The organism is uncultured Subdoligranulum sp., from assembly GCF_963931595.1.
In the GTDB taxonomy this organism is placed as follows: domain Bacteria; phylum Bacillota; class Clostridia; order Oscillospirales; family Ruminococcaceae; genus Gemmiger.
The window spans coordinates 1892393-1909404 of record NZ_OZ007030.1 but is presented as its reverse complement, the minus strand read 5'-3'; the positions used below and the strand labels follow the sequence as shown (position 1 = coordinate 1909404).

The 17012-nt window shown below is 62.4% G+C and carries 17 protein-coding genes; 14 read left to right on the top strand and 3 right to left on the bottom strand.

The genetic code is table 11. The features are described from left to right. Positions 1-14 precede the first annotated feature (14 nt). Positions 15-1889: a fructose-specific PTS transporter subunit EIIC gene (locus ABGT73_RS09260; protein ID WP_346669490.1), complete on the top strand. Its 1875-nt coding sequence runs from the start codon at positions 15-17 to the stop codon at positions 1887-1889. A gap of 34 nt (positions 1890-1923) precedes the next feature. Here the strand turns inward: ABGT73_RS09260 and ABGT73_RS09255 are convergent, their stop codons facing one another. Further along, on the bottom strand, positions 1924-2922 hold the full coding sequence (locus ABGT73_RS09255; protein ID WP_346669489.1) for a SpoIID/LytB domain-containing protein: 999 nt from the start codon (positions 2920-2922) through the stop codon (positions 1924-1926). A 131-nt stretch (positions 2923-3053) separates the two neighbouring features. Here ABGT73_RS09255 and ABGT73_RS09250 point away from each other — a divergent pair, with 131 nt between their 5' ends. Further along, positions 3054-3887, top strand: a complete 834-nt coding sequence (locus ABGT73_RS09250) for a hypothetical protein (protein ID WP_346669488.1) — start codon at positions 3054-3056, stop codon at positions 3885-3887. A 30-nt stretch (positions 3888-3917) separates the two neighbouring features. Here ABGT73_RS09250 and ABGT73_RS09245 read toward each other — a convergent pair whose 3' ends face one another. Continuing rightward, entirely contained in the window at positions 3918-4517 is a 600-nt protein-coding gene (locus ABGT73_RS09245; protein WP_346669487.1) for a hypothetical protein, read from the bottom strand. Positions 4518-4744: 227 nt separating this feature from the next. Between ABGT73_RS09245 and gap the strand changes: the two genes are divergently transcribed. Together gap and ABGT73_RS09235 are read left to right on the top strand one after the other, a co-directional pair. Next, positions 4745-5773, top strand: coding sequence for a type I glyceraldehyde-3-phosphate dehydrogenase (gap, locus tag ABGT73_RS09240; RefSeq protein ID WP_346669486.1), 1029 nt, complete (start codon positions 4745-4747; stop codon positions 5771-5773). A 168-nt stretch (positions 5774-5941) separates the two neighbouring features. Further along, on the top strand, positions 5942-6715 hold the full coding sequence (locus tag ABGT73_RS09235) for a sialate O-acetylesterase (RefSeq protein ID WP_346669485.1): 774 nt from the start codon (positions 5942-5944) through the stop codon (positions 6713-6715). Between the two features lie 64 nt (positions 6716-6779). Here the strand turns inward: ABGT73_RS09235 and ABGT73_RS09230 are convergent, their stop codons facing one another. Continuing rightward, positions 6780-7886: a DUF362 domain-containing protein gene (locus ABGT73_RS09230; RefSeq protein ID WP_346669484.1), complete on the bottom strand. Its 1107-nt coding sequence runs from the start codon at positions 7884-7886 to the stop codon at positions 6780-6782. 344 nt (positions 7887-8230) lie between these two features. On the opposite strand from ABGT73_RS09230, the gene ABGT73_RS09225 reads away from it, so the two are divergent. The 10 genes from ABGT73_RS09225 (at position 8231) to ABGT73_RS09180 (ending at position 16950) form a co-directional block, all read left to right on the top strand. Further along, a complete protein-coding gene (locus ABGT73_RS09225) occupies positions 8231-9709 on the top strand; it encodes a hypothetical protein (RefSeq protein ID WP_346669483.1) in 1479 nt (492 codons plus the stop codon). A gap of 38 nt (positions 9710-9747) precedes the next feature. Further along, positions 9748-10866, top strand: coding sequence for an N-acetyl sugar amidotransferase (locus ABGT73_RS09220; RefSeq protein ID WP_346669482.1), 1119 nt, complete (start codon positions 9748-9750; stop codon positions 10864-10866). A gap of 2 nt (positions 10867-10868) precedes the next feature. After that, positions 10869-11087: a hypothetical protein gene (locus ABGT73_RS09215; RefSeq protein ID WP_346669481.1), complete on the top strand. Its 219-nt coding sequence runs from the start codon at positions 10869-10871 to the stop codon at positions 11085-11087. Continuing rightward, on the top strand, positions 11084-11386 hold the full coding sequence (locus ABGT73_RS09210; protein ID WP_346669480.1) for a Dabb family protein: 303 nt from the start codon (positions 11084-11086) through the stop codon (positions 11384-11386). The genes ABGT73_RS09215 and ABGT73_RS09210 overlap by 4 nt, the downstream gene beginning before the upstream one ends. Before the next feature lie 138 nt (positions 11387-11524). Next, the gene (locus ABGT73_RS09205; protein WP_346669479.1) at positions 11525-12898 is read left to right on the top strand and encodes an N-acetyl sugar amidotransferase; all 1374 of its coding nucleotides are present in this window, start codon (positions 11525-11527) and stop codon (positions 12896-12898) included. A 24-nt stretch (positions 12899-12922) separates the two neighbouring features. Continuing rightward, positions 12923-13690 carry an imidazole glycerol phosphate synthase cyclase subunit gene (locus tag ABGT73_RS09200; RefSeq protein ID WP_346669478.1) on the top strand — a complete coding sequence of 256 codons (768 nt, stop codon included), beginning with the start codon at positions 12923-12925 and terminating at the stop codon, positions 13688-13690. Then, entirely contained in the window at positions 13687-14334 is a 648-nt protein-coding gene (hisH, locus tag ABGT73_RS09195) for an imidazole glycerol phosphate synthase subunit HisH (RefSeq protein WP_346669477.1), read from the top strand. Before ABGT73_RS09200 ends, hisH begins: the two co-directional genes overlap by 4 nt. A 99-nt stretch (positions 14335-14433) precedes the next feature. Continuing rightward, positions 14434-15378 carry a sugar nucleotide-binding protein gene (locus tag ABGT73_RS09190; RefSeq protein ID WP_346669476.1) on the top strand — a complete coding sequence of 315 codons (945 nt, stop codon included), beginning with the start codon at positions 14434-14436 and terminating at the stop codon, positions 15376-15378. Then, a complete protein-coding gene (locus ABGT73_RS09185; RefSeq protein WP_346669475.1) occupies positions 15365-16153 on the top strand; it encodes a sugar phosphate isomerase/epimerase family protein in 789 nt (262 codons plus the stop codon). The genes ABGT73_RS09190 and ABGT73_RS09185 overlap by 14 nt, the downstream gene beginning before the upstream one ends. Beyond that, on the top strand, positions 16150-16950 hold the full coding sequence (locus ABGT73_RS09180; protein WP_346669474.1) for a glycosyltransferase family 2 protein: 801 nt from the start codon (positions 16150-16152) through the stop codon (positions 16948-16950). The genes ABGT73_RS09185 and ABGT73_RS09180 overlap by 4 nt, the downstream gene beginning before the upstream one ends. The last annotated feature ends 62 nt before the right edge of the window (positions 16951-17012 follow it).

Sequence of the window (17012 nt, the reverse complement as noted above, 5' to 3'; positions counted from 1 at the left end):
ACAGGAGGAATTTCATGCACATTACGGATCACCTGCACCCCGCCAGCGTGGCACTGCGGCAGCAGGCCGATTCCATGCAGGCCGCGCTGCAGCGGCTGGTGGACCTGATGGCTGCCAACGGCAACCTGACCGATCCCCAGGCCTTTGCGGCGGACGTACAGGCGCGGGAAGCGCTGGGCGGCACCTGCGTGGGGGAGGGCCTGGCCATTCCCCACGCCAAAAGTGCGGCGGTACGGCAGCCGGGTCTGGCAGCGCTGACGCTGGACCCGCCGCTGGCCTGTGACACACCGGACGGCAAGCCGGTGCGGATGATGTTCCTCATTGCGGCACCGGCCGATGCCAATGATCTGCATGTGCAGGTGCTGGCGGGCCTGGCCACCCTGATGCTGGACAAGGAACTGTGTGCCCGGCTGATGGATGCCGAAACGCCGGAGGCGTTCTGCCGGCTCATGGCCGAACAGGAAGACGCGAAATCCCGGCCCCGGCAGAAAAAAGGCGGCCGGCCGGAACCCTGGCGGTTTGTGGCGGTGACGGCCTGTCCCACCGGGCTGGCCCACACCTATCTGGCCGCCGAAGCCCTCCAGAAAGCTGCCCAGGACCGGGGCGTCCGGCTCAAGGTGGAAACCGACGGCGCGGCGGGGGTGAACAATCCGCTGACCCCCGACGATATCGCCGGGGCGGACTGCATCATCGTGGCCGCCGACCGGGCGGTCTCCACGGCGCGGTTCGTGGGCAAGCGGGTGGTGTCGGTGTCGGCGCGGGAGGCCATACGCCATCCCGACAGTGTGCTGGAACGAGCGGCCGAGAGCAACGTGCCGGTGTATCGCGGCGGCGACGGCTTCCGGGCCAACGACTGGAGAGAGCAGTGCCGCGAGGCCTACCGTCACCTGATGAGCGGCATCTCCCATATGCTGCCCTTTGTGGTGGCGGGCGGTGTGCTCATCGCCTTTGCGCTGCTGTTCGACCAGCTGGGGGCGCCCGCCCCGGTGACCGATATGATGGACACGGTGGGCCGGGCAGCCTTTGTGCTGATCTACCCGGTGCTGGCGGCCTTCATCGCCTACAGCATCGGGGATATGCCCGCCTTCATGCCGGGCCTGGTGGGCGGATATCTGGCCCAGCTGGGCACCACCGTGGGCCCCGAGGAAAACTGGGTGTCCAGCGGCTTCTGGGGCGCCCTGGTGGCAGGCTTTGCGGCGGGCCTTGTGATCCGCGGGCTGAATATGGCGGGGCGGCATCTGCCCCAGGAACTGGAACAGGTGCGCACCGGCCTGCTGACCCCGGCCATCAGTCTGCTGGTGGTGGGCGCGCTGATGGTGCTTGTCGTCAACCCGCCTCTGGGCCATTTCAATCTCTGGCTCTGCGACCTGCTGGACAGCATGCAGGGCGGCAGCCGGCTGGCCCTGGGGGCCCTGCTGGGGGCTTTAATGGCCACCGACTACGGCGGCCCCATCAACAAGGCAGCCTACCTCACCGGCACGCTGGCGCTGGTCAACAACCAGAACGACATCATGGCGGCGGTCATGGTGGGCGGCATGGTCCCGCCGCTGGCGGTGGCGCTGTCCTGCCTGCTGTTCTCCAGCCGGTTCACCCCGGCAGAGCGCCGCACCGCCCCCCAGAACCTGCTGATGGGGGCCTCCTTCGTCACCGAGGGTGCCCTCTCCTTCGCCCTGCGGGACCCGCTGCGGGTGGGCCCTGCCTGCATCCTGGGCAGCGGCCTGGCCGGTTTCCTCAGCATGCTGCAGAACTGCGGCTGCCCGGCCCCCCATGGCGGCATCTTCCTCATTGCGGTCATCCGCAATCCGCTGGGATTCCTGCTGGCCCTGGCGGCGGGCTCCCTGGTGGGGGCGGTGCTGCTGGCCATCCTCAAAACACCACTGCGGCGATAAACACCACAGACCTCCCCACGGGGAGGCCTGTTTTTTATTCGGTGATCTGGCAGCCGGGAAAATAATAGGTAAGGATCTCCCGCCAGTCGGCGCCGCCCTCCGCCATGGCTTTGGCACCAAACTGGCTCAGCCCCACTCCGTGGCCGTAGCCGCGGGTGGTCAGGGTGAAGGCGTCGTCCCGGTAGTCCACCGTGAAGCTGGCCGACCGCAGCGACAGGGCACTGCGCAGCGTGGTGCCCCGGAAGGCAGTTCCGCAGACTTCCATGGTATCCACATACCCGGCCTCGTCCCACTGAACCTCCCCGAACCACTGGGCCGGGTCTTCCCCCGGCGTCAGCCCCAGCCCCTGGAGCAACGAAGCCATCTGCTCGGCGCTGTAGGTGATGGAGACTTCGTAGTCGGAAACGGTCTTGTCCCAGGGGGAATCCACCCCCTGGAGGTAGGGCAGGGCGGTCAGCCAGACGTTCTGGCTGGCCTCGGTGTGCCCGGCGCTGATGCTGTGGTAGCAGGCAGCGGCCGGAGCCCCGTCGTAGCAGAGCAGCGCCCCGGATACTTCCCGGGCCAGGGCTTCCAGCCGGGCATAGTTTTCTCCGTAAGCGTCGCCCCAGCGGGCCCGGAGTACCTGGGCATCGGTCCAGCCGGCGCACAGGGCGCTGTTGCCCTCCATGGGTTCCTCCCCCAGGGACAGTGCGTAGCTGTGGCTGGCCACCATCTGGGCCAGAATGGCGTCGTCGGGCCAGTCGGGGGGCAGCTCGCAGGCCGCGGCGCCCAGCAAAAATTCCTCCACCGGCACCGTGAGGGTCTGTCCCACGGCGTCGTCGTAGAGAGTCAGCGCCGCGGCGGCATCGGCGTCGGTGGCGGGGGAGGCAGCCAGCGGCGGAGGCGTCAGCGCCGGCACTTCCACTGTGGGGGCCGGGGTGGCCTGGGGCGTGTCCCCGGCGGACGGCGTCCCGGCGGGCAGCAGTAAAACGGTAAAGGGGGCGGCAGCGGCCAGCACCCCCAGCAATGCGGCGTACAGCAATGTCTTTTTCAAAGTGCGGTTCCCTCACCCTTGCAATTTGCCCGGCGCGGCGGTACAATACTTTCATGCGCTGCGACGGGCCTGTCCTATGGGTATGCGGACAGTTCCCCGCAGTATACCAATCCCGGAGTGAGGAAACCTGTATGAAACAAAAACGACCGTACGGCGTTCTGCTGTTGCTTGTGGGGGTGGCGCTGGCTGCGGTGCACGCCGCCGACCTGTGCCTGTGGACCGATGCTTCCACCGGATTCGCCCGCAGCGGCTCGGTGTGGATGCGTTACGTTGTGTGGCTGGCCGCCCTGCTGCTGCCCTACCTGCCTGCCCGGCGGGCGGCGCCCCAGCCGGCGGCCCTCAGCGATACCAATCTGCCGCTGGGCATCTGCATGGTGTTTTCCGGCGTGCTGCTGGCGGCCAGCGGCCTGGTGACCTTCCAGACCGCCTGGTTTGTGACCCAGGCCCCCTACCTGTTCACCGCCTATCCGCTGCCCGCCGCCTGGGCTGATGCGGTGACGCCGCTGCTGGGCGGTGTGTGGCTGGTGGTCTACGGTGTGCGGGCCTTCCTGGGTTTCGGGCTGCGCCGGGGGCGCCTGGGCCATGCCCTGGCCGGGGTAGTGCTGCCGGTCTGCCTGCTGTGGCGGCTGGTCTGGCGGTTCCAGTTCGTGCCGGCCTCGCTGCAGCGGATGCCCTGCACCCTGCGGGTGCTCAGCGCCGTGGCGGCTCTGCTCTTTGCGGTGGTGCTGCTCAAGGTGTTCCTGGTGCCGGGGCTGCCCTGTGGCCACACGCTGTTTGCGGCGGGCAGCGGCTGCTTTTTGCTCTGCACCTGCCTGGAACTGGTCCAGACGCTGTTTGAAGCGTTCCACGGCATGCTGGTCCTGCCCGACCTGCTCACCGGCCTGGGCATCGGGCTGCTGGGGCTCTGCGGTTTTGTGTGTGCCTGGGCCGCCTGCGGTCCCGATGCCGCCGAGGAAGAAGAATAAAACCAAAAGACCGGGGCCTTACGGCCCCGGTCATTCGTTTGCCCCCGCGCAGAAGCCCGGCAGGAAAAGCTGCAGCGGACTGTAGCGGTCCCACAACAGGGTTTCCGGTTCCTCGGCCACGCGCAGCGGCAGGTCGGTGCGCAGCGGCAGGCGCAGCGCCGCGGTGAACGGTCCGCTGCCGCCGCTTTGCACCACGGCGCCCCCCGAGATGGCCGCCGTCCGCAGCAGCAACGCCCGGGCGTCGGCGGGCAGACTGCGCCCGGTGCCGCCGCGCAGCACCAGCACTGCCGCCCCGGCTGCCGTTTCCAGGTGCAGCACGGCGCGCCGTTCGGGGGCGGTCAGCGTGCCTTCGATCCAGCACAACACCGCCGCCTGGAGCAGACGGCGGGGCAGTGCCACCGGCACGGGACCGGCGGCGGGGGCAAAATACAGCCACCCCGCGCGGCAGAGTACACTCTCCCGCAGGGCGGCACAGAGCGTTTCCAGCTCTTCATTCAGATCCAGGGCCTGCGCCGGGGCCGGGGCCGTCAGGGCTTCGGCGGTGTACAGCAGCCGCAGCTGCGGTTCCACCGCCACACCCCGGGCGGCTTCCTCGGCCAGCGCGGCGCGGGCCGGATTGTCGGGCAGCATGGCATCACCTCCCTGTGCTCACCGCCTAGTCTGCGCAGTTTACGCGCTCCCCACCGTGGAAAATGCTTCCATCCTTCGGTAAAATCCAATTTTTTTTGAAAAATTCGCGTTAAAAGAATAACAACCCTCTTGCAGATTGTGTAAGAATAGGGTACAATAGTATCATACCGCAGAGCGGGAAATACCGCTCACAAGGTTATACAATAAAATCTTGGGAGGATTTTACTATGGCTGTTAAAGTTGCTATCAATGGTTTTGGCCGTATTGGCCGTCTGGCTTTCCGTCAGATGTTCGAGGCTGACGGCTACGAAGTCGTCGCGATCAACGACCTGACCAGCCCCGCTATGCTGGCTCACCTGCTGAAGTACGACACCGCTCAGGGCTCTTTCCTGGGCAAGATCGGCGAGCACAAGCACACCGTCGAGGCCGGCGATGACTGCATCATCGTCGACGGCAAGAAGATCACCATCTACGCCATCAAGGACGCCAAGGATTGCCCCTGGGGCGAGCTGGGCATCGATGTCGTTCTGGAGTGCACCGGCTTCTACACCAGCAAGGAGAAGAGCATGGCTCACATCGCTGCTGGCGCCAAGAAGGTCGTTATCTCTGCTCCTGCCGGCAATGACCTGAAGACCATCGTCTACTCCGTCAACGAGAAGACCCTGACCAAGGAAGATCAGGTCATCTCTGCTGCTTCCTGCACCACCAACTGCCTGGCTCCGATGGCCGACACCCTGAACAAGACCTACCCCATCGTTTCCGGCATCATGACCACCGTTCATGCTTACACCGGCGACCAGATGATCCTGGACGGCCCGCAGCGTAAGGGCGACCTGCGCCGCGCTCGTGCTGGTGCTCAGAACATCGTTCCCAACTCTACCGGCGCTGCCAAGGCCATCGGCCTGGTCATCCCCGAGCTGAACGGCAAGCTGATCGGCTCTGCCCAGCGTGTGCCCGTTCCCACCGGTTCTACCACCATCCTGGTTGCCGTTGTCAAGGGCAAGGATGTCACCAAGGAGTCCATCAACGCCGCTATGAAGGCTGCTGCCTCTGAGAGCTTCGGCTACAACGAGGATCCCATCGTCTCCTCCGATGTCATCGGCATGCGTTACGGCAGCCTGTTCGACGCCACCCAGACCATGGTCACCAAGATCGACGACGACACCTATCAGGTTCAGGTCGTGTCCTGGTACGACAACGAGAACAGCTACACCAGCCAGATGGTCCGCACCATTAAGTACTTCGCTGAGCTGTAATCCAAATCTTCCCGCATAACAGTGCCGCCGCACTCCGCAAGGAGCGCGGCGGCGCTTTTTTGTGGACAGGCCCCGGAACCGGAGGCATTGCAGTTTTGCCGTCAGGTGCTATAATAGGGCTGCCGGAATGTTCCGGCCCCACACAGAACAGCAAAGGAACGGTACGCAATGGAAAATAAAGCCTGGGATCTCTTCCTGTTTGCCGGACAGTCCAACATGGCCGGGCGGGGCATCACCAGTGAGCGCTGGCCCCAGCCTGCACCGGCCCTGCTGCCGGGGGCGGGCATGGAATACCGGGCGGTGTCCGACCCCGCGCGGTTGTACCCCATCGGGGAGCCTTTCGGCGCGGCGGAAAACCGTCCCGGCGGCATCGACGAGCCGGGCAAAAAGACGGGCTCCCTGGTGACGGCTTTTGTCAACGCCTGGTATACCGCAACGGGGACGCCGGTGCTGGGCGTCTCGGCAAGCCGGGGCGGCTCCGGCATGGAACTGTGGCAGGGGGATGACGATCTGCTCACCGATGCGCTACAGCGGTGGGATGACGCCAACCGGTACGCCCGGGACCACGGGCTGACCATCCGGCACCGGTATCTGGTATGGTGCCAGGGAGAGACGGACGGCGACCACGGCACCGACCCCGAAACCTACACCCGGCAGTTCGGCAGCATGCTGGCCCGGCTGCGGAAGCACGGTGTGGAGACCTGTTTCCTCGTGGCCATCGGCCAGTACAACGGCATCCACGGATACGACTATACGGCCATCCACAAGGCCCAGCTGGCGCTGCCGGGGAAGTACCCCGGTGTTGTGCTGGTCAGCGATGACTTCTGGCAAATGCGGGCCCGGGGCCTCATGAAGGACTCCTACCACTATTACCAGCAGGCCTACAACGAGGTGGGCGCCGCCGCCGGAAAAGCGGCGGCCGCAGCCTGCACACACGAGTAAAGAAAACATCCTCCTGCCTTCGGAAGGAATCCGGCGGCGGGAGGATGTTTGTTATGGACAAAACTCAGATCTTGATCAGTTCATATTCCCGGGAGCCCAGGCCGATCTTTTCGGCGTGCTCCAGGCAGCTCTTCCAGTTGGTGGCGGGGCTGGAATCGGTGAAGTGGTCGTGGTGCTCCTGGGGCATCTCGGCCAGATGGCTGCCCGGCATGACGGGCTGCTGGTTGACTGCGTCCACGCAGGCCTGGTCCAGCGCCACCGGGTCAAAGCTGGCGAACATGCCCACATCGGGCACGATGGGCACGTCGTTTTCGGCGTGGCAGTCGCAGTAGGGGGATACGTCGATGACCAGGCTCACATGGAACTGGGGACGGCCGCTGACCACAGCCTTGCTGTACTCGGCGATCTTGCAGTTCAGGATGTCGTTGCTCTCATCCTCGGCGGCGCGAACGGCGTCGGTGGGGCAGACGCCGATGCAGCGGCCGCAGCCCACGCACTTGTTCTGGTCGATGCTGGACTTGTGGTCCACAATGTGGGGCGCGTCGTGGGCGCAGATCTTGACGCAGCGGCCGCAGCCCACGCAGAGATCCTGCTTGACGTAGGGCTTGCCGGCGCTGTGCATCTCCATCTTGCCGGCACGGGAACCGCAGCCCATGCCGATGTTCTTCAGCGTGCCGCCGAAACCGGTGGACTCGTGACCCTTGAAGTGGGACAGCGTGATGAAAATGTCGGCGTCCATGATGGCACGGCCGATCTTGGCCTCCTTGACGTAGGTGCCGCCCTCCACGGGAACCAGTTCCTCGTCGGTGCCCTTCAGGCCGTCGGCGATGATCACATGGCAGCCGGTGGAGAAGGGGGAGAAGCCGTTGACATACGCGGTGTCCAGATGGTCCAGCGCGTTCTTGCGGCCGCCCACATACAGCGTGTTGCAGTCGGTCAGGAAGGGCTTGCCGCCCAGTTCCTTCACCACCTTGACCACCACCGCGGCATAGTTGGGCCGCAGATAGGCCAGGTTGCCGGGCTCGCCGAAATGGATCTTGATGGCGACATATTTGTTTTTGAAATCGATCTGGCCGATGTCGGCGGTCTTGATGAGCCGCTCCAGCTTCTGCGGCAGGTTCTCGTTGAACGAGGTGCGCAGATCGGTGAAGTATACTTTCGATGCAGACATGGATACGCCTCCTGTTTGATGTGGTCTTGCTCGTCATTATTGTAAAATGCGCAGCTCGAAAATGCAAGACTGTGTCTTTGCGGAAACTACGGATTTTCCGCTGCCGCCCTTGCGCCGCCGGGGCAAATGGGGTACAATAAGGGCTATAAATATTTGGAAAATTCTACGGTCTTCAATGGCTGGGGGAGGGATGATACATAGAGAGGGTTCTGAACACAAAACTGTCTGGTCGTATTCAAACTATCCTGCCCTGGTTATGGATTGCGTCCGGATACCTGTTTGATCTGTGGTATCAGCTGGTACCGGGAAAATGGATGGTTGACTCGGATCTTTCCGCGGAGGTCATGCTGGCAGATCTTCTCCAGAAAGAGGGGGCTGTCATCAGCAAAAGCTGGATTTATTCTACGGAAATTTCTGTCTTCCAGATGCAGTGGTTTTATCGCCTGGGGCTGATTTTCTTTCCAGATAACTGGCATTTGGCGCGCAGCATCGGATTGGCGTTGGCGCTGGCTCTCTATACGGGGCTGCTGCTTTTCTTGTCTCGCTGTGCAGGTCTGGGTAGAGCGGGACTTTGGCTGACGGGGGCGCTGTTGTGGCCTTTCGGACAGCATTATCTGGTGTATACGCTGCATGGGGGGTATTACCTCGTGTATGCATTTTTCTATCTTCCGATTTTGGCTTTGATTCTGCGTGGCCAGAACAAGGACAGGAAAATGCAGCGCCGGCTCTTGGTGGTCGTATGTCTTCTTGCATTGGCCGGCGGCGTGAACGGAATCAAGGAACTGATGGTGTTCCACGCGCCGCTCTGCCTGGCGGCACTGGTGGTATGCGTATTGGCGCTGCATGGCACCGGCGAAAAAGACTGGAAAAAGGCCATCCGGGCCAGCGCGGATGCGTGCTGGGTTCTGGTGAGTTCTGTCGCCGCTGCCGTGGCAAGTTTTGTGGGGTATCTGTTTACCACGGTGGTGCTGACCAAGATTTGTGAATTCAAATCCTACAGTGCCATCTCGTGGAATCGCTCCGATGATTGGTTTACGCTGGATCGCGTGATCGCGGACTTCTTCCACGAATTCGGATACCAAAACGGGGCTTATCTGTTCCATTTCAGCGGCATTGCCACCGGGATCGGCCTTGTGCTGGGGGCGGTGGTGTTTGTCTGCCTGATACGGCTGCTCTGGCGGCTTCGCTCTTTGAGGACTACGGATCAGCTGTTGACCCTGTTGCTGTTTTTCATGATCCTGGTATGCGGCGTGTGTTATACGTATTTTCAGGAGTATAACGTATACTATTGGATGACGGCGATCCCGATGGGCATGGCTGTGGTAGCGGTGGAAATGAAAACAGAACACTTCCATCTGCCGGGAGCCCGGGAACTGACGGCAGCGGCACTGGCTTTGGCTATTACCGTCTGCGGTGTGCACACGGTGCGCCGTGAGATGGAAGATCCGCTGCTGGCGCATAAAGGCATGGATGTGGTGGCGGACTGGCTGGAGCAGCAGGGATATACCGAAGGATATGCCACATTCTGGAATGCCAACGCCCTTACGGGGCTCTCTGACGGTTGGATCGAAATGTGGACGCTTGTCAATCTGAACGATGATGTTATAATGGACTGGCTTCAGGAAAAGGACCATATGACCACGGACCCCGCGAAACCGTTCCTGCTGATTGACACCGAAACCGATGGCCCCATCGAGGAGTCGGAGCTGGTCCGGTACGGTGCGTGTGACCAGGTCTACGATGATGGAAGATATGTGATTTTTGCCTTTGATTCCGCGGCCAGCGTGCACGCAGCGGCAGAGATGGCCCGTAACCAGGCATAAAGGAAAATATTGTAAGTTATAAGTGAAGGAGAAACACTATGCGCTACTGCAAAAAATGTACGATGCCCGATACCCGGCCCGGCATTACCTTTGATGCCGAAGGGGTGTGCAGCGCCTGCCGCCACTACGAGCACCGCAAGAATGTGGACTGGGATGCCCGCTTCAAGGAGTTCGAAGCATTCTGCGACAAATACCGCGGCATGAACGGCCCCGGCGGCTATGACTGTGCCGTGGCGGTGTCCGGCGGCAAGGACAGCCACTTCCAGGTCTGGATGCTCAAGGAAGTCATGCATATGAACCCCATCCTGTTCAGCGTGGAGGACAACTTCCCCATGACCCAGGCGGGCATCCACAACCTGAAGAACCTCAGCGAGGAATTCGGCTGCACGATTATCTCCTGCAAGCCCAACATCAAGGTGCAGAAGGTCCTCATGCGCAAGTTCTTTGAAAAGTACGGCAAGCCCACCTGGTATGTGGACCGCCTGATCTACACCTTCCCGCTGCACATGGCGGCCAAGTTCAACACCCCCATGCTCTGCTACGGCGAGAACGTCAGCTTCGAGTACGGCGGCAATGCCGACGAGGAGACCTGCTCCGCCATGGACCAGATCGAGAACGGCGTGGCCGTTGGCTTCCCCATGGAGGAGCTGGTGGGCGACGGCGTCACCGAGAAGGACCTGAGCCTGACGCTGGCCCCCACCGCCGAGGAGCGGGCCAAGCTGGATCCCTTCTATATGAGCTACTTTGTGCCCTGGAACAGCTACAAGAACTACCAGATCGCCAAGGCCCACGGCTTCCATGACCTGACCCACGAGTGGGACCGCACCCACCATGCCGAGAACTTCGACCAGATCGATTCCCGCGCCTACCTGGTGCATTCCTGGCTGAAGTATCCCAAGTTCGGTCACGCGGCAGCCACCGACTACACCGCCCGGTATATCCGCTACGGCATGATGACCCGGGAGGAGGCCATTCCCATCATCAAGGCCCGGGACGGCAAGCTGGACCCGCTGTGCGTGCGGGACTTCTGCGAGTTCTGCGGCTACACCGAAAGCGAGTTCTGGGCCATCATGGACAAGTTCTACAACCGCGATCTGTTTGAAAAGAACGAATGCGGCGAGTGGGTGCTGAAGGATCCCATCTGGGCGCAGAAGTAAGGATGAACGAGCAGGAACAACTGGCCGCCTACCGGGCCATGCAGGCGGCCATAGAGACGGAATATACCCGCACGGCGGAGCGTATGGCGGCCCTCAAGGCCCAGGGCAAGGAAAGGACCGCCACCTACCGCCAGCTGTTTGCCCGCAAACTGACGCTGAGCGAACTGCTGTCCTGGTACAGAACCTACGGGCTGATACAGAAAGGGGAAACCGAAGTATGACCAAACACATCATTCTCTGGACGCTCAAGGACGAGTTGAGCGCCGAGGAAAAGGCTGCCGTCAAGGCGGGCATCAAGGAAGGGCTGGAGGGACTGGCTGGCAAGATCCCGGGCCTGGAATCCATCTATGTGCAGACCGACTGCCTGCCCAGCTCCACCGCGGACCTGATGCTGGATTGCACCTTCAGCGATGAAGCGGCCCTCAAGGCCTACTCGGTGCATCCCGCCCACGTGGCGGTGGCCGACAGCAAGGTGCGCCCCTACACCAAGGTGCGCAGTTGCCTGGACTTCACCATCTGACAAAAAATAACACCCCTCTTGCACAACGGTGCAAGCTGTGGTATAATACGCAGGAACGGCAAAGGCGCCGTCCGTCTGGCTTCGCCATACGGACGGCGCCTTTTTGGAGTTGGAAATGCCGGATTGGAGTGTAGAAATATGGAAAAATTACCCCGTTACGTGGACATTGATTACAGCAAATACGCCCCGGACATTCCGGAGGATCAGCTGGAGGCCTACTACGGCCTGTCCAAGCATGTGCAGTTCTGCAAGGAATGCGTCATGAGCAACCAGAAGCCGAACTCCTGCTACGAGTTCGAGCACACCATTCATTCCATCAAAAAGACGATGGTCATCCAGGAGGACGGTGTCTGCGACGCCTGCCATGCCTGCCACAACAAGGCCAACGGCCATATCGACTGGGCGCTGCGGGAGAAGGAGCTGCGGGAACTGTGCGATGAGTACCGCAAGAACGACGGCTCCTACGACTGTCTGGTGCCGGGCTCCGGCGGCAAGGACAGCTTCTATGCGGCCCATCTGCTCAAGTACAAGTACGGCATGCATCCGCTGACCGTCACCTGGGCGCCGCACCTCTACACGCCCTGGGGCTGGGAGAACATGCAGGCCTGGATCCATGCCGGCTTTGACAACTACCTGTGCACTCCCAACGGCATGACCCACCGTCTGCTGACCCGTCTGGCCACCGAGAACCTGTTCCATCCCTTCCAGCCCTTCATTCTGGGCCAGAAGCAGCTGGCGCCCAAGATGGCGGCCAAGTTCGGCATTCCGCTGGTCTTCTACGGAGAAAACGAGGCCGAGTTCGGCAACCCCATCGCCGACAACAACTCGGCGCTGCGCGACGAGCACTTCTTCGCGGTCAACGACTACGACCACATCTATCTGGGCGGCGTGAGCCTGCGCCAGCTGGAGGAGGACTACAAGATCGACAAGGCCGACCTGGCCATCTATCTGCCCTCTGAGACTTCCAACCTGGAGAAAAACCACATCCAGGTGCGCTACCTGGGCTACTACGAGAAGTGGCATCCCCAGGGCGCCTACTACTACGCGGTGGAGCACGGCGGATTCCGTCCGGCGCCGGAGCGCACCCAGGGCACCTATTCCAAGTACAATTCCATCGACGACAAGATCGACGATTTCTTCTACTACACCACCTACATCAAGTACGGCATCGGCCGCACCACCTACGACGCCGCCCAGGAGATCCGCAACGAGGAGATCACCCTGGACGAGGCCAAGGCGCTGTGCAAGAAGTTCGACGGTGAGTATCCCGACCGCTTCGAGAAGGAGATCATGCAGTATCTCTCCATCGACAAGCAGCACTTCCCCCATGCGTCCCAGCTGTTCGAGCAGCCCAAGATGGACCGGGCCTACTTCATGCACCTGGCCGACCGGTTCCGTTCGCCCCACCTGTGGAAGTGGGAGGACAACATGTGGAAGCTGCGTCACACCCCCTACGAGGGCGACAGCGAAGTACTCTGGGGCGATCCCAAGGGTACCCACCACGAGATCTGATCCCTTTCAATCGGAGGCAAACACATGGCAGATAAAATACGCCTGATCGCGCGGCTGGATGTGAAAGACACCAACCTGGTCAAGGGCATCCAGATGGAAGGGCTGCGCAAGCTTGGCGACCCCAACCAGTTCGCCAAGCGCTACTACGAGCAGGGCATCGATGAACTGCTCTACATCGACATTGTGGCCAGCCTGTACAACCGCAACAACCTCAGCGACATCGTGCGCAAGACGGTGGATGATGTCTTCATCCCGGTCTGCGTGGGCGGCGGCGTGCGCAGCGTGGAAGACGTGCGGCACCTGCTCTCCATGGGCGCCGACAAGGTGGCGGTGAACACGGCGGCCATCAAGCGCCCCGAACTCATCACCGAGATCGCCGAGGCCTTCGGCAGCCAGTGCATGGTGCTGTCCATCCAGGCCAAGCGCAGCCGGACCTGGCCCGGCAAGTGGGAGGCCTACTACGACAACGGCCGTGCCCATTCGGGTTACGACGTGGTGGAGTGGGCCAAGCGCGGCGAGGCGCTGGGGGCAGGGGAGATCCTGCTCATGAGCGTGGACAACGAAGGACTCCAGCGCGGCATGGACCTGGACCTGATCCAGGCGGTGACCAGCGCGGTGCATATCCCGGTCATCTGCGGCGGCGGTGTGGGCTGCGGCGATGACATCGTGGAGGCGGCCCGTGCGGGGGCCGATGCAGTGGCGTGTGCGGCGGTACTGCATTATGAAAAGGAAACCGTCCCGGAACTGAAAGAGGAGATCCGGGACGGAGGCGTGGAGGTGCGCAGCGTATGAAAGTCACGGTAATTGACTACGGGCTGTCCAACCTGCGCAGCGTGCAGAATGCCTTTGCCCACTGCGGGGCCGAGACGCTGCTGACCAGCAGCGCGGCGGATGTGCGTGCCGCCGAAGCCCTGGTACTGCCCGGTGTGGGCGCCTTCCGGGACGGCATGGCCGGCCTGGAACGGCTGGGCCTGGTGGAAGTCATCCGCCAGAAGGCCGCGGAGGGAACACCGCTGCTGGGCATCTGCCTTGGTATGCAGATGCTTTTTGATGAATCCGAAGAGTTCGGCACCTACCCGGGCCTGGGCCTGATCCCCGGCCGGGTGGTAAAAATTCCCGACACCGATGCGCAGGGAAACCCTCAGAAGGTGCCCCACATCAGCTGGGACCCGCTGCTCCCGGCGGGCGGCCATACCGACTTCGCCGGCACCGTGCTGGCGGGGGTCACTCCCGGCCAGGAGTGCTACTTCATCCACAGCTACGAGGCCAAGCCTGCCCATGAGGCGGACCGCCTGGCCGATACCCGCTACGGCGGACGGAACGTCTGTGCGGTGGCGGCCCACGGTTCGGTGGTGGGGTGCCAGTTCCATCCCGAAAAATCCGGCCCGGTGGGGCTGTCGATCATCAGTCAATTTATAAACATTTGTCAAAAATAAGCCTTCGCCCCGTGTTGGAAACAACGCGGGGCGTTGCTTTTTGTACGATAATCGGGTATAATGCATTCTGTATGAATATGTAGAAATGGGGCGAAGTGTGTGTGCAGCGATCTTCTGGTGGGCTCCACCGGTTTTGTGGGCGGCAACCTGATGGCCGCCCACGATTTTACGGCGGTGTGCCACAGCAAGGATGTGGCCGCCCGGTACGGCACCGCACCTGACCTGTGTGTCTATGCGGGGGTGCCGGCGGCCATGTTTCTGGCCAATGCCGACCCCGAGGCGGACCTGGCCGTCATGGCCGCCGCCCGGGAAAACCTGCGCCGCATCGCGCCGAAAGAGCTGGTGCTCATCTCCAGCATCGCCGTCTATGCCGACAGCCGCGGCAAAAACGAGGACGACGAACCCGGTACCGAAAACCTTTCGGCCTACGGCCGCAACCGGCTGCAGCTGGAGCGCTGGGTGCGGGAGGATTTCCCTGAAGCCCTCATCGTGCGGCTGCCCGCCCTCTACGGCAAAGGCCTCAAGAAAAACTTCCTGTACGATCTGCGTACCATCACGCCGTCCATGCTCAAGCCGGAAAAGTACGAAGAACTTTCCCGGAAATCGGCGCTGGTGCGGGATGGTTACACCCTGGCGGACAACGGCTTTTACAAGCTTAACGGCACCGTGGATGCCGGGGCACTGCGGGCCTTCTTCGCGGGCAACGACTTCAATGCCCTGGCTTTCACCGATTCCCGCAGCCGGTACCAGTTCTACAACCTGGGCCGCCTGTGGCAGGATATTTGCACTGCCCGGGAGGCCGGGCTGCGGCTGCTGCACCTCTGCACACCGCCCATCCCGGCAGAAACGGTGTACACGGCGGTGACCGGCAAAACCGACTGGCACAACGAACTGCCCAAGGCTCCCTTTGACTACGACCTGCACAGCAAGTACGCCGGGCTGCTGGGCGGCAGCGGAAACTATCTTTGCACCGAAGCGCAGGAACTGGACGATATACGGAACTTTTTGCAGCCGGGAAAGGAGCGGGACGATGCCCGTATGTAAGCTGGCCATCTCCAACATTGCATGGCATAAAAACGACGATGAGGCGGTCTACACCGCGATGCAGCAGGCCGGGTTCACCGGCCTGGAGATTGCGCCCACCCGGATTTTCCCGGCACAGCCCTACGACAACCTGACCTCCGCCCTCCTCTTCGGCGGCTACCTGAAAAACCGCTGGGGCTTCGAGGTGCCCAGCCTGCAGAGTATCTGGTACGGGCAGCAGGGCAATATTTTTGATGCGGCCCAGAGCGAGGAGCTGCTGAACTACACGGCGGGGGCGTTCCAGTTTGCCCACAGCCTGAACTGCCCGTCGCTGGTCTTCGGCTGCCCCAAGAACCGGATGCGGCCGCTGGGCGCCGACGATGCCCTGGCGGAATCCTTCTTTATGCAGGCGGGCAATCTGGCGGCGCGGTACGGCGTGCGGCTGGCCATTGAGGCCAACCCGCCGGTCTACACCAACTATCTCAACGGCACGGCCGAGGCCTTTGCCCTGGTCAAACGGCTGGACAATCCCGGCCTGGCCGTGAATCTGGACCTGTCCACCATGCTGGCCCAGGGGGAGCATCTGCAGGACTTCGTGAATGACCTGCAGTATGTGAGCCATGTGCATATCAGCGAGCCGGGCCTGGCTCCCATCCAGAAACGCCCCGAACACAAGGAACTGGCGCTGCTGCTGGGGGCCGTGGGCTACCGGGGCTATGTCTCGGTGGAGATGGCCAACACCGACCTGGACACCGTCCGGCGCACGCTGGATTACGTTGCGGAGGTTTTTGCATGATCGAATATGAACGCCATGACCTCACCGGCGTGCCGGATTACCGCGCCGCCGAACTGGAGGCAAAGCGGAGCGACTACTGCCTGCTGATCCCCGTCATCAACGAAGGCGCCCGCATCCTGACCGAACTGGGCCGTGCCCAGCGGGCCGGGGTGGACAAGCTGTGCGACATTGTGATCTGCGACGGCGGTTCCACCGACGGCAGCATGAAGCCGGACACGCTGGGGCTGTACGGCGTGAACACGCTGCTCACCAAGACGGGCCCCGGCAAACAGGGCGCCCAGCTGCGGATGGGCATCTATTTTGCGCTGAACCGGGGCTATAAAGGGGTGCTGACCATCGACGGCAACAACAAGGACTCCATCGAGGACGTACCCCGCTTCATCGAAAAACTGCAGGCCGGGTACGACCTGGTCCAGGGCAGCCGGTTCCGCCGGGGCGGGCATGCCATCAACACGCCCCTTGTGCGCTACGCGGCGGTGCGGCTTATCCACGCGCCGCTGGTCAGCCTGGCGGCCCGCCAGTGGTTCACCGATACCACCAACGCCTATCGGGCCTACAGCCGGGAATACCTGACCCACCCCGAGGTACGTCCGCTGCGGGACGTTTTCCAGGGGTATGAGCTGCTGGCCTACCTGAGCATCCGCGCCACCCAGCTGGGGCTGCGCGCCTGCGAGGTGCCGGTGACCCGGGCCTATCCCGCCACCGGCAAAATGCCCACCAAGATCACCGGCTTCAAGGGCAACAGCGATCTTTTGAAGATCCTGCTGGCCGCCATGGCGGGCAAGTACAACCCGTAACATCCCGTCAGGGAAGACGGGGGGGCGAAAGGGAAACAGCCGTTCGTTTTTCCTGATCAGCC

Coding starts and splice junctions, on each gene's coding strand:
- ABGT73_RS09220 (WP_346669482.1), top strand. CDS start 9,748: ATGCGCTACTGCAAAAAATGTACGATGCCCGATACCCGGCCCGGCATT.
- ABGT73_RS09215 (WP_346669481.1), top strand. CDS start 10,869: ATGAACGAGCAGGAACAACTGGCCGCCTACCGGGCCATGCAGGCGGCC.
- ABGT73_RS09210 (WP_346669480.1), top strand. CDS start 11,084: ATGACCAAACACATCATTCTCTGGACGCTCAAGGACGAGTTGAGCGCC.
- ABGT73_RS09250 (WP_346669488.1), top strand. CDS start 3,054: ATGAAACAAAAACGACCGTACGGCGTTCTGCTGTTGCTTGTGGGGGTG.
- ABGT73_RS09185 (WP_346669475.1), top strand. CDS start 15,365: ATGCCCGTATGTAAGCTGGCCATCTCCAACATTGCATGGCATAAAAAC.
- ABGT73_RS09235 (WP_346669485.1), top strand. CDS start 5,942: ATGGAAAATAAAGCCTGGGATCTCTTCCTGTTTGCCGGACAGTCCAAC.
- ABGT73_RS09245 (WP_346669487.1), bottom strand. CDS start 4,517: ATGCTGCCCGACAATCCGGCCCGCGCCGCGCTGGCCGAGGAAGCCGCC.
- ABGT73_RS09205 (WP_346669479.1), top strand. CDS start 11,525: ATGGAAAAATTACCCCGTTACGTGGACATTGATTACAGCAAATACGCC.
- ABGT73_RS09230 (WP_346669484.1), bottom strand. CDS start 7,886: ATGTCTGCATCGAAAGTATACTTCACCGATCTGCGCACCTCGTTCAAC.
- ABGT73_RS09225 (WP_346669483.1), top strand. CDS start 8,231: ATGCTGGCAGATCTTCTCCAGAAAGAGGGGGCTGTCATCAGCAAAAGC.
- ABGT73_RS09260 (WP_346669490.1), top strand. CDS start 15: ATGCACATTACGGATCACCTGCACCCCGCCAGCGTGGCACTGCGGCAG.
- ABGT73_RS09200 (WP_346669478.1), top strand. CDS start 12,923: ATGGCAGATAAAATACGCCTGATCGCGCGGCTGGATGTGAAAGACACC.
- hisH (WP_346669477.1), top strand. CDS start 13,687: ATGAAAGTCACGGTAATTGACTACGGGCTGTCCAACCTGCGCAGCGTG.
- ABGT73_RS09180 (WP_346669474.1), top strand. CDS start 16,150: ATGATCGAATATGAACGCCATGACCTCACCGGCGTGCCGGATTACCGC.
- gap (WP_346669486.1), top strand. CDS start 4,745: ATGGCTGTTAAAGTTGCTATCAATGGTTTTGGCCGTATTGGCCGTCTG.